The organism is Curtobacterium sp. MCBD17_003, assembly GCF_003234885.2.
GTDB lineage: Bacteria > Actinomycetota > Actinomycetes > Actinomycetales > Microbacteriaceae > Curtobacterium.
Window position 1 is genome coordinate 2,094,094 of sequence record NZ_CP126275.1, and the last position, 14,790, is coordinate 2,108,883.

Annotated in this window: 16 protein-coding genes and 1 tRNA gene; 3 read left to right on the forward strand and 14 right to left on the reverse strand. The window is 72.0% G+C overall.

What is annotated here, in order from left to right:
* Nucleotides 1-6: 6 nt before the first annotated feature.
* Nucleotides 7-1,005, reverse strand: a complete 999-nt coding sequence (gene thiL / locus DEI88_RS09905; protein ID WP_111071451.1) for a thiamine-phosphate kinase — start codon at nucleotides 1,003-1,005, stop codon at nucleotides 7-9.
* Nucleotides 1,006-1,043: 38 nt separating this feature from the next.
* Between thiL and DEI88_RS09910 the strand changes: the two genes are divergently transcribed.
* Nucleotides 1,044-1,574: a DUF3515 family protein gene (locus DEI88_RS09910; protein ID WP_181441173.1), complete on the forward strand. Its 531-nt coding sequence runs from the start codon at nucleotides 1,044-1,046 to the stop codon at nucleotides 1,572-1,574.
* Between the two features lie 14 nt (nucleotides 1,575-1,588).
* On the opposite strand, the gene DEI88_RS09915 is transcribed toward DEI88_RS09910, so the two are convergent.
* Genes DEI88_RS09915 through leuC form a run of 6 tightly spaced genes read right to left on the reverse strand, consistent with a single transcriptional unit; the run spans nucleotide 1,589 to nucleotide 8,100 of the window.
* Nucleotides 1,589-2,716, reverse strand: coding sequence for a D-alanine--D-alanine ligase family protein (locus DEI88_RS09915; RefSeq protein WP_111071449.1), 1,128 nt, complete (start codon nucleotides 2,714-2,716; stop codon nucleotides 1,589-1,591).
* Between the two features lie 4 nt (nucleotides 2,717-2,720).
* Nucleotides 2,721-3,746 carry an NAD(P)H-dependent glycerol-3-phosphate dehydrogenase gene (locus tag DEI88_RS09920; protein WP_111071570.1) on the reverse strand — a complete coding sequence of 342 codons (1,026 nt, stop codon included), beginning with the start codon at nucleotides 3,744-3,746 and terminating at the stop codon, nucleotides 2,721-2,723.
* Between the two features lie 43 nt (nucleotides 3,747-3,789).
* Nucleotides 3,790-4,614, reverse strand: coding sequence for a lysophospholipid acyltransferase family protein (locus tag DEI88_RS09925; protein ID WP_258374942.1), 825 nt, complete (start codon nucleotides 4,612-4,614; stop codon nucleotides 3,790-3,792).
* Nucleotides 4,615-4,621: 7 nt separating this feature from the next.
* The gene (gene murA, locus DEI88_RS09930; RefSeq protein WP_111009310.1) at nucleotides 4,622-5,989 is read right to left on the reverse strand and encodes a UDP-N-acetylglucosamine 1-carboxyvinyltransferase; all 1,368 of its coding nucleotides are present in this window, start codon (nucleotides 5,987-5,989) and stop codon (nucleotides 4,622-4,624) included.
* Complete coding sequence (gene leuD, locus DEI88_RS09935; RefSeq protein WP_111027139.1) at nucleotides 5,990-6,586, reverse strand: 3-isopropylmalate dehydratase small subunit; 597 nt, start codon at nucleotides 6,584-6,586, stop codon at nucleotides 5,990-5,992.
* Nucleotides 6,586-8,100 carry a 3-isopropylmalate dehydratase large subunit gene (leuC, locus tag DEI88_RS09940; protein ID WP_111013705.1) on the reverse strand — a complete coding sequence of 505 codons (1,515 nt, stop codon included), beginning with the start codon at nucleotides 8,098-8,100 and terminating at the stop codon, nucleotides 6,586-6,588. The genes leuD and leuC overlap by 1 nt, the downstream gene beginning before the upstream one ends.
* Nucleotides 8,101-8,415: 315 nt before the next feature.
* Between leuC and DEI88_RS09945 the strand changes: the two genes are divergently transcribed.
* Nucleotides 8,416-9,489 carry an FUSC family protein gene (locus DEI88_RS09945; RefSeq protein WP_181441172.1) on the forward strand — a complete coding sequence of 358 codons (1,074 nt, stop codon included), beginning with the start codon at nucleotides 8,416-8,418 and terminating at the stop codon, nucleotides 9,487-9,489.
* A 122-nt stretch (nucleotides 9,490-9,611) separates the two neighbouring features.
* On the opposite strand, the gene DEI88_RS09950 is transcribed toward DEI88_RS09945, so the two are convergent.
* From DEI88_RS09950 to DEI88_RS09965, 4 genes are all read right to left on the reverse strand, one after another.
* Complete coding sequence (locus DEI88_RS09950; protein WP_111071447.1) at nucleotides 9,612-10,214, reverse strand: histidine phosphatase family protein; 603 nt, start codon at nucleotides 10,212-10,214, stop codon at nucleotides 9,612-9,614.
* Nucleotides 10,211-10,588 (reverse strand): fluoride efflux transporter FluC, encoded by a 378-nt coding sequence (locus DEI88_RS09955; protein ID WP_111027136.1) that lies wholly within the window; start codon nucleotides 10,586-10,588, stop codon nucleotides 10,211-10,213. The genes DEI88_RS09950 and DEI88_RS09955 overlap by 4 nt, the downstream gene beginning before the upstream one ends.
* On the reverse strand, nucleotides 10,585-11,112 hold the full coding sequence (locus DEI88_RS09960; RefSeq protein ID WP_111071446.1) for a fluoride efflux transporter FluC: 528 nt from the start codon (nucleotides 11,110-11,112) through the stop codon (nucleotides 10,585-10,587). Before DEI88_RS09960 ends, DEI88_RS09955 begins: the two co-directional genes overlap by 4 nt.
* Nucleotides 11,113-11,324: 212 nt before the next feature.
* Nucleotides 11,325-11,397 (reverse strand) — tRNA-Glu (locus DEI88_RS09965).
* Between the two features lie 98 nt (nucleotides 11,398-11,495).
* On the opposite strand from DEI88_RS09965, the gene DEI88_RS09970 reads away from it, so the two are divergent.
* A complete protein-coding gene (locus DEI88_RS09970) occupies nucleotides 11,496-12,530 on the forward strand; it encodes a DUF72 domain-containing protein (protein ID WP_111071445.1) in 1,035 nt (344 codons plus the stop codon).
* 20 nt (nucleotides 12,531-12,550) lie between these two features.
* On the opposite strand, the gene DEI88_RS09975 is transcribed toward DEI88_RS09970, so the two are convergent.
* The 3 genes from DEI88_RS09975 to DEI88_RS09985 are packed head-to-tail and all read right to left on the reverse strand — an operon-like array spanning nucleotide 12,551 to nucleotide 14,699.
* On the reverse strand, nucleotides 12,551-12,799 hold the full coding sequence (locus DEI88_RS09975; RefSeq protein WP_111009318.1) for a hypothetical protein: 249 nt from the start codon (nucleotides 12,797-12,799) through the stop codon (nucleotides 12,551-12,553).
* An 11-nt stretch (nucleotides 12,800-12,810) separates the two neighbouring features.
* A complete protein-coding gene (locus DEI88_RS09980) occupies nucleotides 12,811-13,716 on the reverse strand; it encodes a carbohydrate ABC transporter permease (protein WP_111009319.1) in 906 nt (301 codons plus the stop codon).
* Complete coding sequence (locus DEI88_RS09985) at nucleotides 13,713-14,699, reverse strand: carbohydrate ABC transporter permease (protein ID WP_111013701.1); 987 nt, start codon at nucleotides 14,697-14,699, stop codon at nucleotides 13,713-13,715. Before DEI88_RS09985 ends, DEI88_RS09980 begins: the two co-directional genes overlap by 4 nt.
* Between the last annotated feature and the right edge of the window lie 91 nt (nucleotides 14,700-14,790).

Here is a 14,790-nt window from a genome sequence, read left to right on the forward strand (position 1 = left end):
CTGGTGTCAGCCGACGGCGCCGTCCCAGCCCACGTACGGGTCCCACCCCTGCGTCGACACCGGGACGCCCCCCCGCGTCACGCCCGGCGCACCGGCCGCCGACACGACCGTCCCGATCCGCCGGAACCCGGCCGGGAGGCCCGACCCGCGTGGAAACGTCGCGAACAGTCCGTGGTCCTCACCGCCGTGCAGGGCCGGCCCCTCCGGGACCACCGACGGGTCGAGGTCGATCGTGACACCGCTGGCCTGGGCCACGCGACCGGCATCGATCGCCAGCCCGTCGGACAGGTCGAGCATCGCGGTCGCCCCGGCCTGGGCGGCGAGGACCCCCGCGGCGACCGGCGGACGGGGGCGACGCTGCCGCTCGACGCCCGGGTCCGTCCCCCCGGGCGAGGCCGCCAGGAAGGCCGCGGTCCGTTCGGCGTCCGGTTCGCCGCGGTCGTCGACCCCCTCCGCGAACAGCCGCGCGAGTCCCCGGGCCGCGACGCCGAGTTCACCCGCGACCGCGACCTGGTCACCCGCTCGTGCGCCCGACCGGAGCACCGGCGCCCGGCCCTCCAGGTCCCCGAACGCCGTGACCGTCACCGTCGCGGTCGCCGACGTCGACAGGTCGCCGCCGACCACGCCGCAACCCGGGGCGAGGGTGGCACACGCCGCCGCGAACCCGTCGGCGATGGCCTCGAGCACGCCGACCGGGGTCTGCGGCGGCACGGCCAACGCCACGAGCAACGCGGTCGGGCGCGCCCCCATCGCAGCGACGTCGGACAGGTTCGTCGCGGCCGCCTTCCAACCGACGTCCGTCGGCGAGGACCACGCCCACCGGAAGTCCGGGCCGTGCACCATCATGTCCGTCGTCACGACGAAGCGTCCGTCCGGCGCGGCGACGACCGCGCAGTCGTCGCCCGGGCCGAGCAGGGCGGATGCGGCGGACGGGAGCCGACGGGTGATCCGAGCGAGCACGCCGAGCTCGCCGACGCTGCCCACCGTGTCGTCGCTGTCGTGCACTCTCCGACCGTACCGCCCGCTCGGGTAGCCTGATGGCGATGCACTCCTCGCGCCGTCTCCCCCGGGCACTCGGGGCGATCGCCCTGGCGGTCGGCCTCGTCGCGGCCCTCGCGGGCTGTGCTGACGCCGTCACGCTGACACCGGCGCCGGCGGCGAACTCCGCGGCCTGCGCCGCGGTCCAGGTGCGCCTGCCGACCACCGTCGAGTCGAAGCTCGCGATCCGAGCCACGAACGCGCAGTCCACGGCCGTCTGGGGCACCCCGGCAGCCGTGGTCCTGCACTGCGGCGTGCCCGTGCCGACCGTGTCCGACCTGCCGTGCTTCACCCTCGGATCGGTCGACTGGATCCGGGACGCCCGGAAGGACTCCATCGTCTACACGACGTTCGGACGCTCGCCCGCCGTGCAGGTCGCGCTCGATCCGACGGCGGCGACGAGCGACGTGCTGCAGGACATCGGGGACGCCGTGTCGACCCTGCCGAAGGACGGCCACGCGTGCCTCGACCCCTCGGACGTGGCAACGCCCTCCGCGCCCGCCACGCCGTCGACGAGCGCCACCCCGGCGGGCTGACCCGCCACGACCGCTCAGCGGACGGCGACCGCCCCGAGCTCGACGAGTTCGCGGACGAGGTCCGGGTAGGGCAGCCCGGACGCGGCCCAGCACCGGGGGTACATCGAGAACGGGGTGAACCCGGGCATGGTGTTCACCTCGTTGACGACGAACCCGTCGTCCGTGAGGAAGCAGTCGACCCGTGCGAGGCCCGAACCGGCGATCGCCTCGAAGGCGCGGGCGGCGATGGAACGGACCTCGTCGGTCTCGTCCTCGGACAGCGGGGCGGGACACCGGAGCTGCTCGTCGCCACCGAGGTACTTCGCCTCGAAGTCGTAGAACCCCGCTTCGTCGACGACGATCTCGCCCGGGAGGCTCGTGCGCGGGGTGCCATCGCGACCCTCAAGCACCGCGACCTCGATCTCGCGCCCGACGATGCGTGGCTCGACGATGACCTTGCTGTCGTGCTCGAACGCGGTCGCGAACGCCGCCGGGAGCTGCCCCGGCTCGTCGACCCGCGAGACCCCCATGCTCGACCCGGCACGCGCGGGCTTCACGAACAACGGCCACCCGTGCGCGGCCGCTCGCTCGAGGACGTCGGCCTCGTCGGCGTCCCATTCACGGCGGAGGACCGTCGTCCAGGGCGCCACCCGGAGACCGGCGTGCTCGAGCACGACCTTCGACAGGTGCTTGTCCATGCCGACCGCGCTCGCGAGGACGCCGTCGCCCACGTAGGGCAGCCCCACCAACTCGAGGAGGCCCTGGACCGTGCCGTCCTCGCCGAAGGGGCCGTGGAGGATCGGGAACACGACGTCGACGTCGCCGAGCGCGGTGATGGATCCGTCGGCCTGCACCACCGCGAGGGCGCGGGAGTCGACCGAGTCCGGCCAGCGCACGCGGGTGCCGTTGTCCGGGACCGAGGGGAGGTCGGAGCCGCGTAGGGCCCAAGCGCCCGGGTCGTCCGACTGCAACGTGAACGCGCCCGCACGGGTGATGCCGACCGGCACGACGTCGAACAGCGAGCGGTCCATCGCGGCCATGATCCCGCCCGCGGTCACGCAGCTGATCGCGTGCTCGCTCGAGCGGCCGCCGAACAGGACCACGACACGGGTCCGAGCCCCGGCTCCGGCCGGCCGGGCGTCGATGGCGGTCGTCTGCGTCATGGGATCACTCGCCCTGGGGTTCGTCGGTCTCGGTCAGGTGCGGCGCGATGTTCCGCGGGTCGAGCCTACCGGCGAGCACCTCGCCCACCTGGCTGACGATGGGCATGTCGACGCCGTGGTCGGCGGCGAGCGCCAGGATCGGAGCGACCGACGCCAGACCCTCGGCGGTCTGGTTCATCTGCCGGACGACCTCGTCGTATCGGTAGCCCTGGCCGAGCAGTCGGCCCGCGGTGTTGTTCCGCGACAGCGGTGACTGGCACGTCGCGATGAGGTCGCCGAGCCCGGCGAGACCGGCGAGTGTCTCGGGGCGCGCACCGTTGGCGACCGCGAACCCGGTCATCTCCGCGAGGCCACGGGTGATGATCGACGCCTTCGTGTTCTCGCCGTAGCCGACACCGTCGACGATGCCGATGGCCACCGCGATGAGGTTCTTGAGCACGCCGCCGAACTCGGTGCCGATGACGTCGGTGTTGATGAACGACCGGAAGTACGGGTTCGTGGCGGTCGCCGCGACGGCGGTCGCGGTGTCGGTGCTCGTCGACGACACGACGGCCGCCGTCGGCTGTCGTCGTGCGATCTCGAGTGCGAGGTTCGGGCCGGACGCCACCGCGATCCGATCCGGATCGATGTCGAGGCCCTGCTGGAGGACCTCGCTCATCCGGAGGCCCGTGCCCTTCTCGACGCCCTTCATGAGGCTCACGACGGGCGCCTCGACGGGCAGCAGTGTCCGGACCGCCGCGAGGTTCGCGCGCAGGCTCTGACTGGGCACCGACACGTAGACCTGCTCGGCGCCGTCGAGCACGCGGTCGAGGTGGTCCGAGGCGGTCAGCGTGCGCGGGAGGTTGATGCCGGGCAGGTAGTCGGAGTTCCGCTTCGTCTCGGTGATCTCGCGCGCGACCTCGGGTCGACGCGCCCAGAGCACGACGTCGGCCCCGCCCTCCGCGAGCACCTTGGCGAACGTGGTGCCCCAGCTCCCCGCGCCCAGCACGGCGACCCGTCGCGACTCGGCGCGACGGAGGACGACGTTGATGGCGGCGGTGTCGACCGCGCCGCGGCCTGGATGGTCGGGCGCGTCAGGCAAAGCGGCCGGTCTCCTTCTGGTTGTTCGCTGCCGGGTCCCACCGCTCGGCGGGTGCACGCTCGCCGCGCAGCTCCTCGACGAGCGCGGTGATCGCCTGCATGAGCTCGGCGGTCGCCTGCTGCAACAGGTGCTGGTCGAGCGGACGTCCCCGGTACGCGGAGAGGTCGAGCGGCTCGCCGATCGCGACGTCCACGCGCGACGGCGGGAAGAGCCGGAGCGTGCGCCCGTACCGCGGCATGATGCGCTGGGTGCCCCAGTGGGCCATGGGGATGAGCGGGACGTCGTTCTCGAGCGCGAGTCGGACCGCGCCGGTCTTCCCGCGCATGGGCCAGAGGTCCGGGTCGCGCGTGAGCGTGCCCTCGGGGTAGACGATGAGACCGCCGCCGCCCGCCACGAGGGCACGACCACCGGTGAGCGGGTCGCTGCCGCGGGTCCGTCCGGAGCGCTCGACGGGGACGTTGCCCATGCCGCGCATGAAGTACCCGAGCACCGGGACCCGGAACAGCGAGGCCTTCGCGAGGTACTGCGGGAGTCGACGGTGCAGCCACACGACCGTGCCGACGACGAGCGGGTCGATGTTCGTGTAGTGGTTCGGCGCGACGATGAACGGACCCTCGGCCGGCAGCCGCGTGCTCCCGTGCCACCGGAACCGCGCAGCGACCCGGATCATCGGGATGACGATCGACGCGACGACCCGGAACGCACCGTTCAGGTCGCCCCGGTGGAACCGCCGTCCCGGGGTGGGCAGGCCAGCGGTGACGACCTCGCGCCCGCCGCCCTGCTGCCCCCTCGTCGACCGCGTGCCGTTGTCCGGCACCGCGCCCTCACCCGGCAAAGTCGAAGTCCGCGCCGAGCTTGCGGAGCTTCGGGATGAAGTGCTCGTACCCACGGCTGATGATGCCGACGTTCGTGATGTGCGACTCACCGCTGGCGGTGAGCGCGGCGATGAGGTGGCTGAACCCGCCCCGGAGGTCGGGCACGCGCACGTTCGCGCCGTGCAGCGGCGTGGGTCCGGTGATCACCGCGGCCTGCTCGAAGGGACGACGAGCGACTCGACGGTCGTGGCCGGGCAGTCCCTCTTTGTGCACGACGATGTCCGCACCCATCTCGTTGAGCGCGTCCGTGAACCCGAACCGGTTCTCGTACACGGTCTCGTGCACCACGCTGCGGCCCTCGGCCTGCGTCAGTGCCACGACGAGCGGCTGCTGCCAGTCGGTCATGAAGCCGGGGTGGACGTCGGTCTCGATGACGACGGGCTTGAGCACCTCGACCTCGCGGTAGAAGCGGATGCCGTCCTCCTGGATGTCGAACCCGCCGCCCACCTTGCGGAAGACGTTGAGGAAGGTCATGAGGTCCTGCTGCTTGGCACCCTCGACGAAGATGTCACCGTTCGTGGCGAGTGCGGCGGCGGCCCAGCTGGCGGCCTCGTTGCGGTCGTTGATCGCCCGGTGCGTGTACCCGCGCAGCTTCTCGACGCCCTCGATGAAGATCGTCCGGTTCGGCTCGACGGAGACGACGGCGCCCATCTTCTGCAGGATCGCGATGAGGTCCATGATCTCGGGCTCGATCGCGGCGTTCCGCAGCTCGGTGACACCCTCGGCCAGCACGGCGCTGAGGAGCACCTGCTCGGTCGCGCCGACGCTCGGGTACGGCAGTTCGATGTTCGCGCCCTTGAGACCGTTCGGCGCCTCGAGGTGGATGCCGGCGACCTGCTTGTCCACGACGGCGCCCATCGCGCGGAGCGCGTCGAGGTGGAAGTCGATCGGGCGGTCGCCGATGCGGCAACCGCCGAGGTCGGGGATGAACGCCTCGCCGAGCTTGTGGAGCAGCGGACCGCAGAACAGGATCGGGATGCGGCTCGACCCGGCGTGGGCGTCGATCTCGGCGAAGTGCGCGCTCTCGACGTTCGACGGGTCGAGGATGAGCTCGCCACGGGCAGGATCGCTGATCCGGACGCCGTGCACCTCGAGCAGGCCCCGGACGACCTTGACGTCGCTGATGTCCGGCACGTCGCGGAGGATCGAGGGTGTGTCGCCCAGCAGCGCGGCCACCATCGCCTTGGTCGCGAGGTTCTTCGCGCCGCGGACCTCGATGCGTCCCACGAGCGGCTTGCCGCCGCGGATGACGATCTCGTCCGACTTGAGACCGACGCGAGCGCCTGCAGCCGCTGCGTCCTGTACGAGAGAGTTCACTTACTTCACCGGCAATGTCTCGGGCCGCCACGAGGCGCGGCGGGATTCGAACTCCGTGATCGACGGTTCGTCGCGGAGGGTGAGCCCGATGTCGTCGAGCCCTTCCATCAACCGCCATCGAGTGTATGCGTCGATCTCGAACGGGACGTCCACATCACCCACCGACACGCGCTGCGCGACGAGGTCGACCGTCGCCTCGACTCCGGGCGCGGCATCGATCGCCGCCCAGATGCGCTCGACGTCGGACTCGGTGACCACGGCGGTCAGCAGCCCCTGTTTGCCGGCGTTGCCGCGGAAGATGTCCGCGAACCGCGGCGAGACGACCACCCGGAACCCGAAGTCCCGGAGCGCCCACACCGCGTGCTCCCGGCTCGACCCCGTGCCGAAGTCCGGACCGGCGACGAGCACCGACGCACCCTGGTACTCGGGACGGTTGATGACGAACTCGGGATCCTGCCGCCAGGCGGCGAACAGGGCGTCCTCGAAGCCCGTCTTCGTCACCCGCTTGAGGTAGACGGCCGGGATGATCTGGTCGGTGTCGACGTTCGCCCGACGCAGCGGTGCCGCCACGCCGGTCACGACCGAGAGCTTGTCCATCAGTGTTCCTCCTCGGGCTGCGCGACGCCGGCCTCGGCGTCGGCGACGGTCGTGCGGCCAGCGGCGACACCGACCGGCGTGACCTCGTCCACGGCACGCCGCGCGTCGTCCTCCTCGAGGTCCCACGGGCTCGACAGCGTGCCCCGGACGGCGGTGGCCGCGGCGACGAGCGGTGACACGAGGTGTGTCCGGCCGCCCTTGCCCTGGCGCCCCTCGAAGTTGCGGTTCGACGTGGACGCACATCGCTCGCCGGGGGCGAGCTGGTCGGGGTTCATGCCGAGACACATCGAGCAGCCGGCGAACCGCCACTCCGCGCCGAAGTCGAGGAACACCTGGTCGAGCCCCTCGGCCTCGGCCTCGAGGCGGACCCGCGCGGACCCGGGCACCACCATGACCCGGACGCCCTCGGCCTTGGTCCGACCGCGGACGATCGAGGCGAACGCGCGGAGGTCCTCGATGCGCGAGTTCGTGCAGGAGCCCATGAACACCGCGTCGACGGGGATCGCCTTCATCGGGGTGCCGGGGGTGAGGTCCATGTACTCGAGCGCCCGTTCGGCGCCCGCACGGGCGTTGGCGTCGGCGAAGTCGGCCGGCGAGGGCACGGTCGCCGACAGCGAGACGCCCTGACCGGGGTTCGTCCCCCACGTCACGAACGGCTCGAGCTCGTCGGCGTCGATGAACACCTCGGCGTCGAACACGGCGTCGTCGTCCGTCGCCAGCGTGTCCCAGTAGGCGACGGCGTCGTCCCAGTCCTGCCCGCTCGGGGCGTGCGCCCGTCCGCGGAGGTAGTCGTAGGTCGTCTGGTCGGGTGCGACCATCCCGGCGCGTGCACCGGCTTCGATCGACATGTTGCAGATCGTCATCCGGCCTTCCATCGAGAGCGCCCGGATCGCGCTGCCGCGGTACTCGAGGACGTAGCCCTGACCACCGCCGGTGCCGATCTGCGCGATCACGGCGAGGATGACGTCCTTCGCCGTGACACCGGGGCGCAGCGTCCCCTCGACGGTGATCGCCATGGTCTTGAAGGGCTTGAGCGGCAGGGTCTGCGTGGCGAGGACGTGCTCGACCTCGCTCGTGCCGATCCCGAACGCCATGGCCCCGAACGCGCCGTGGGTCGAGGTGTGCGAGTCGCCGCACACGACGGTGATGCCGGGCATGGTGAGGCCGAGCTGCGGTCCGACGACGTGCACGATCCCCTGCTCGGCGTCCCCGAGCGGGTGCAGCCGGACACCGAACTCCGCGCAGTTGCGCCGCAGGGTCTCGATCTGCGTCCGGCTCGTCGGGTCGGCGATGGGACGGTCGATCGCGAGGGTCGGCGTGTTGTGGTCCTCGGTGGCGATGGTGAGGTCGGGGCGGCGGACGGGCCTCCCGGCCTGGCGGAGGCCGTCGAACGCCTGCGGACTCGTGACCTCGTGCACGAGGTGGAGGTCGATGTAGAGGAGGTCGGGAGTGCCGTCCTCGCCCTTGACCACGACGTGGTCGTCCCACACCTTCTCGGCGAGCGTCCTGCCCATGACCTCGTGCCTCCCATGCGTGTGGTCGCCTGTCCTGTCGGACGGCGACCGGGTCGTCCGCGCACCCCGAGCGAGGTGCGCCTCCCGCGAGTCGCGGGCCCGGCGGGCGCCGGGTCCAGCGAGTCTACGCTCGCGTCCGGGCCCTCCGAGGCCCGTGGATGCCCGGAACCACGGGCCTCGAGCGTCCATTCCCGGTCCGATCCGCATGCTGGCGCGGATTGGTATACCAGCAGGACGACACCTGTCGTTCTTCTCCGTCTCGCGCGTCGTCCGGGCGTCCTCCCCCAGCACGCCCGGTGGGATGATGGACAGGACATGACGACGACCGAACGACCGCCCCACTCCGCCCGCACGATCAACATCGAGGGAGCGGCACGGGCCGCCGTGGCCGGCGGCGTCCCGCTCGCCGTGCTCATCGGTTCCGGTCTGTCGGGCTACGCCGCCTTCGCGCTCTTCGCCGGGTTCGCCGCGATCCCGGGCGCGCGGGAGCCCTACGGACGACGCGTCGTCACCGTCACCACCGCGGGCCTGCTGCAGGCCGCGTGCATGCTCGCCGGCGTCGCGATGAGCATGACCGGGGCGCCGCTCTGGGCCGAGGCGGTCGGACTCGCGGTCGTCCTCGTGGTGGCCGTCGGCACGCTCTCGGTCCTCCAGGCGATCCCCGCGCAGCCCATCTTCCCCGTGTTCGCGTTCGTCGTCTGCTCGCTCGTACCGGTGACCCCGGCCCAGCTGCCGGGCGTGGTCGGGATCGTCCTCGGCGCCGTGGCGTTCGCCTGGGTGGTGTCGATGGGCGGGTTCCTCGCCCGGGCCGTGTGGGGCGAGTCGATGCGCCACCTGTTCCGACCCTTCGTCGAGCCACGACGCCGGTCCTTCGCCGTGCTGCGGAGTCCCGCCCTGTGGGAGACCGTCGGCCTCAACCTGGTCGGCGCGCTCGTCGCCGGCGCGGTCGGCGAGGCGACGGGGCTGGGACACCCGTACTGGGCGGTGGTGGCGGTCGTGTCGACGCTCCCCGCGCTCCGGCAGCGGCACACGATCCAGCGCGCTGTGCAGCGCGTGGTCGGCACCATCGGCGGCACCGTGGTCGCCGTCGGCGTCCTGCTCCTGCACCCGACGGACTGGTGGATCGTCCTCATCGCGGTGCTCGGCCAGTTCTGGGCCGAGATCTTCGTCGCGCGGAACTACGCGGTCTGCCTGCTGTTCCTCACGCCGCTCGCCCTCGCCGTCTCGTGGCTCAGCCTCCCCGAGGCACCCGAGCGTCTCGCGGTCGAGCGGGTCGTGCAGACCGCGCTCGGGGCGGCCGTGAGCGTCCTCCTGCTCCTGGCCGGGCGCGCCGTCGAGCGACGCCGTGGCCGGCCGCTCGGTGCGACGAGCGCGATCCGCACCGTCTGACGGCCGGGAGCCGTCCGACGGCTGGGAGGGCCGGGGAACGACAGCGCGGCACTCCCGGCACCGGGGCCGACGGTTCGACGGCCGGGAGGGACGGGCCGCCCCGGCCCTCCCGGCCGTCGGGCCTATCCCGGCTGGACGTTCCAGTGGTCGATCACCGGGCGGCCGTGTTCGTAGCCGAGCACGCTGACCGAGGCGGTCGAGAGCGCGAGGACTGCGCCGTCCTGCGGCGCGAGTCGGATCCAGGCCGCACCGATCGCGCGGAGCACGTGCCCGTGCGCGACGAAGATCGCGTCCTGCCCCTCGGCGAGCACCGGTCGCGCCCGGTCGAGCACCCGTTCGGCCCGGACCCGGACCTCGGCGGCGTTCTCACCAGGGGTGTCGCCGGCGGGGACGCCGTCGGTCCAGAGGTCCCAGGGCCCGTGCCGCTGCACCTTGATCTGCGGCGTGGTCAGTCCCTCGTACGCGCCGTAGTCCCACTCGAACAGGTCCTCGTCCGGCTCGGCGTCGACGCCGACGAGCCGCGCGGTCTCGCGCGCTCGCTCGAGCGGGCTCGACAGCGCGAGGGCGAAGTCGCGATCGGCGAGGAACCGCCCCGCGCGCTTCGCCTGTTCGATGCCGTTCTCCGTCAGGGGGATGTCCGTCCTACCGGTGTGCTGGCCGCTCTTCGACCACGCGGTCTCTCCGTGGCGGACGAGGACGAGTCCACCGGGGCGTTCCGAGGTCATGTGTTCCTTCCGAGGAGGAGGCCGAGCGCTGCGGCGCCGACCGAGACGACGAGCATGCCGATCCCGTTCAGCAGCGCGAGCCACGGATGACCGGCACGCACGAGCTGGACCGTCTCGACACTCGCCGTCGAGAACGTCGTGTACCCGCCCATCATGCCCGTCCCGAGCGTCGCGACGACCAGGCTCGGGAGCAGCCCGGCCGTTCCGAGTCCGGTGACGTACCCGAGGACGAGCGATCCGCTCACGTTGATGACGATCGTCCCGAGGGGAAGGGAGCGCGGCCAGTGCGCTCTGACGGCGCCGTCGAGGACGAAGCGGAGCACGGCGCCGACGCCGCCGCCGACCGCGACGAGCACGAGTTCGACCGTGCTCACCGACGTGCTGCCCCGGCGTCGGGGCGCGTCACCGCCGCGACCACCAGACCCACGACGACCGCGACGAGCCCCGCGACGACCGAGAGGAGGCCGTACCCCACCGCGGTGCCAGCGTGCCCGGTCCGGAGCAGCGTGGCCGCGTCGACCGCGAGCGTGCTGTAGGTCGTGAAGCCCCCGAGCACGCCCGTCCCGAACAGGAGCCGTAGGGATCGGCGGCGCCCCTCGTCGGAACCGCGGCGCGTCAACGCCTCGAGCAGGAGCCCGAGGCAGAACGCGCCGAGGACGTTGATGCCGAGGACCGGCCACGAGGCGGGACCGGACGGCAGGGCCGAGGTGATCAGCGCTCGCGCAGCCGTCCCGACCGCTCCGCCGAGCGCCACGAGGCCGATGGAGGGCCAGCGGAGATGCGGCGGACGGGTCGGCGCACCGCTCGCGGTGTCGTCGACCTCGACGTCAGGGTCGGACGGCGGGCTGCCACCGCTCGACGCGGGGGCGGCGCTCGGTCCGCCGGACGCGTTGGTCATGGTGCTCCCATCTGCTGGGCGCGTCGAGGACGCGCGATCGGAGACAGGGACCGTCGTCGCTCGACCGGCCGGTCGGCGAGGTTCGGGTCCGGCAGGCCCCACTGCCGGGTCGGAGACCCCTGGAGCGTACCAAGCCGGAACGACGGAATCCCCCGCCCGCGGGCGAGGGATTCCATGCGGCTGCCGTGCTGGTTCTGCAGTCACTGTGCGCGTGACCCCAGCGGGATTCGAACCCGCGTTACCGCCGTGAGAGGGCGGCGTACTAGGCCACTATACGATGGGGCCGTTCCGGCAACCAGAAGAGTATGACACAGGTCCGGGTCACGACGCAAAACGAGCGGCCGTCGGTGTGTCGGCCCGGCGCCGGGGCATACCGTGGGGCGATGCCCGACCCCGACCCCGACGACCGCGCCGAGTCCATCGAGGGCGAAGGGCGTATCGGGGGCGCCGCCACCATCGGGGGCACCGACCGTCGCGCGCTGGCCCGGTCCGCCGGGGCCCCTCCGACGGGCGCCGTCGCCCGCGTCGGGCTCTCCGGGTGGCAGTACGACGGCTGGCGGGGCGACTTCTACCCGCAGCGCCTCGCCAAGCGCCGCTGGCTCGAGTACGTCGGCGATCGGTTCCCGACCGTGGAGCTCAACGGCTCGTTCTACTCGCTGCAGCGCCCCGAGCGGTACCAGGCGTGGCGGCACGCCGTCCCCGACGGCTTCGTCTTCGCCGTGAAGGGCGGGCGCTACCTCACCCACATGCTGCACCTGCGGAACGTGCACACGGCGCTCGCGAACTTCATGGCGTCGGGCGTCCTCGAGCTCGAGGACCGGCTCGGGCCCGTCCTCTGGCAGCTCCCCGCGGCCTTCGCCCCCACCCCCGACGTCCTCGACGCCTTCCTCGACCAGCTGCCCACGACCTTCCACGCCGCACGGGCGCTCGCCGACGACCACGACGCGAAGGTGCGCGCGTCGGACAGCGTGCCCGGTTCCGACGGCGACGGTGACGGTCGATCCGGGGACGGCACGCCGGGCGAGCGGGTCATCCGTCACGCGCTCGAGGTCCGCACCCCCGCCGCCGTGACGCCGGACCACCTCGCGGTGCTCCGCCAGCACCGGGTGGCGTTGGTGGACAGCGACGCCGGTACGGCCTGGCCCCGCTTCGACGAGCCGACGACCGACTTCGCGTACCTGCGCCTGCACGGCAGTCCAGAGGTCTACCACAGCGGCTACGACGAGCACGCGACCGGGCAGTGGGCGCACCGGGTCGAGGAACACCTCCTCGCCGGGCGGGACACGTTCGTCTACTTCGACAACGACGCCGAGCGCCACGCACCCTGGGACGCGTTGGCGCTCGACGCGGCGCTCGCTGCGCGGGGTGCGGTCAGCCGGGAGGCACCGCACCGGCCCGGCGGCACCCTCGGGTCCTGACCGCGCGCGGTCGCGATCCGTCAGCCGCTCCCGCCGACGTCATGGGAGGCCTCCCGTCCGTCGTGCCCGCCGGTCCGGCGGACGAGCGCCGCGCGCCGATGCAGCAGAGCCGCGACGAGCGCGACGACGACGAGCAACGCGAGCGCCCATCCGAGCGCGGACCGCCCGGTGAGCTCGCACGTGATCGTCACGACGAGGAGGACCGCGCCGAAGAACCCACTGAACCCGATCAACGTGTCGGTCGTGTCCGTGGGGCGCGGCGGCCGCATGCGCGCCACGATCAGCCCTTGACGCCACCGGCCGTCAGGCCGGCGACGATCCGACGCTGGAAGACGAGCACGAGGATCACGAGCGGGATCGTGACGATCGTGCCCGCGGCCATGACCGCCGTGTACGGCTCCTGGTGGGGCTGGCTGCCGGCGAAGCTCGCGATCGCCACCGTCACCGGCTGTGTCCGGTCGCTCGAGAGCTGACTCGAGATGAGGTACTCGTTCCACGACGAGATGAACGCCAGGATCGCCGTCGTGAAGACCGCGGGAGCGGCGAGCGGCAGGATGACCCGTCGGAACGCCTGGATCCGCGTGCAGCCGTCGATCCGCGCAGCCTCCTCGAGATCCCACGGCATCTCGCGGAAGAACGAGGTGAGCGTGTAGACCGTCAGCGGCAGCACGAACGAGATGCTCGGCAGGATCAGGGCCTGGTAGGTGCCCATCCAACCGAGGTCCGTGAACAGCTGGAACAGGGGCGAGATGAGCGCCACGCCGGGGAACATGGACGCGGCCAGGATCGCGCCGGCGATCACCGACTTGCCGCGGAACTCGAGTCGGGCCAACGCGTAGCCGGCACTCGTCCCGACGAGCAACGCGATCACCGTCACGGTCCCACCGATGACGAGGCTGTTGCCGAGGGCACGTCCCAGGTGGTTGCCGAGTCCGGTGGAGAACGCCGTCCGGTAGTTCTCGAGCGTCACGTGGGTGGGCCAGGGCGTCGCGTCGAACGTGAAGCCGACGTCGCGGAACGACGTGACGACCATCCAGTAGAAGGGCAGGAGGCACCAGATGACGATCACGGCGGCGCTGATGCCCGTCCGGATCGCAGGACCTCGGTGCCGCTCGACCCGGATGGTCGAGGTGGTCGTGTCGCGATCGCGGACGGCGGCGCGGGCCCGAGGCGCTGCGATGGTCATCGGAGTTCGCCCTTCTGCTGCGCGGCCTGCGTCTGCACGACGTTCGCGCCGAGGAACCGGACGAACAGGAACGCCACGGCGAAGATCACGAGGAACGTGATCGTCGACAGGGCCGACGCGGAGTTGAACCCCTGTCGGATCTGCTCGACGACGAGGATCGAGAGCGTCGTGGTGGCGTTCCCCGATCCCCCGCCGCCGCCCGTGAGGATCGCCGGGAGGTCGTACAGGCGCAGCGCGTCGAGCACCCGGAACAGCACGGCCACCATGAGGGCCGGGCGGACGAGGGGCAGCGTGATGTGGAGGAACCGCTGGACCGTCGTGGCACCGTCCACCTTGCCGGCCTCGTAGACCTCCTCGGGGATGAGCTGCAGGCCCGCGAGGATGAGCAGCGCCATGAACGGGGTCGTCTTCCACGTGTCGGCGATGACGATCGCGAACCGCGACGACCACTCCCCACTCGTCCAGAGCACGTGGGTCCCGAGTACCTGGTTGAGAACGCCGTTGACGTCGAAGATGAAGTACCAGAGCTTGGCCGTCACGGCGGTCGGGATCGCCCACGGAACGAGCACCGCGGCCCGGACCAGCGCCCGCCCGGTGAACGGTCGGTTCATGATGATCGCCATCCACACCCCGATCACGGTCTCGAAGACGACCGTCACCGCGGTGAAGAAGAACGTGTTGCCGAACGACGTCCAGAACGTCGCGCCGAGGCTGCCGGGCGGACACGCGACCGCGCTCCCACCGGTGCCGCACCGCTGTCCGAGCCAGTGCACGTAGTTGGCGACACCGGCGAAGCCGCCGCTGACGAACATCCCGGTCGCCTTGTCCAGGCCGGCGTCGTTCTGGAACGACTGCACGATCGCGCTCACCACCGGGTACCCGATGACGATCGCGAGCAGGAGCAGGGTCGGGCCGATGAGCCAGACGGCCCACCGGCCGTGCGCGGCGTTGAGACCGCTCCGTCCCCGACGTCGTGGTTCCATGCCCGACGGGGCCGGGATCGCGGCCGGGATCTCTGTTGCTGCTGACACGGTGGCCTCCTCGCCTGGTGTCGCTTCGTACCGGTCTCCGGAC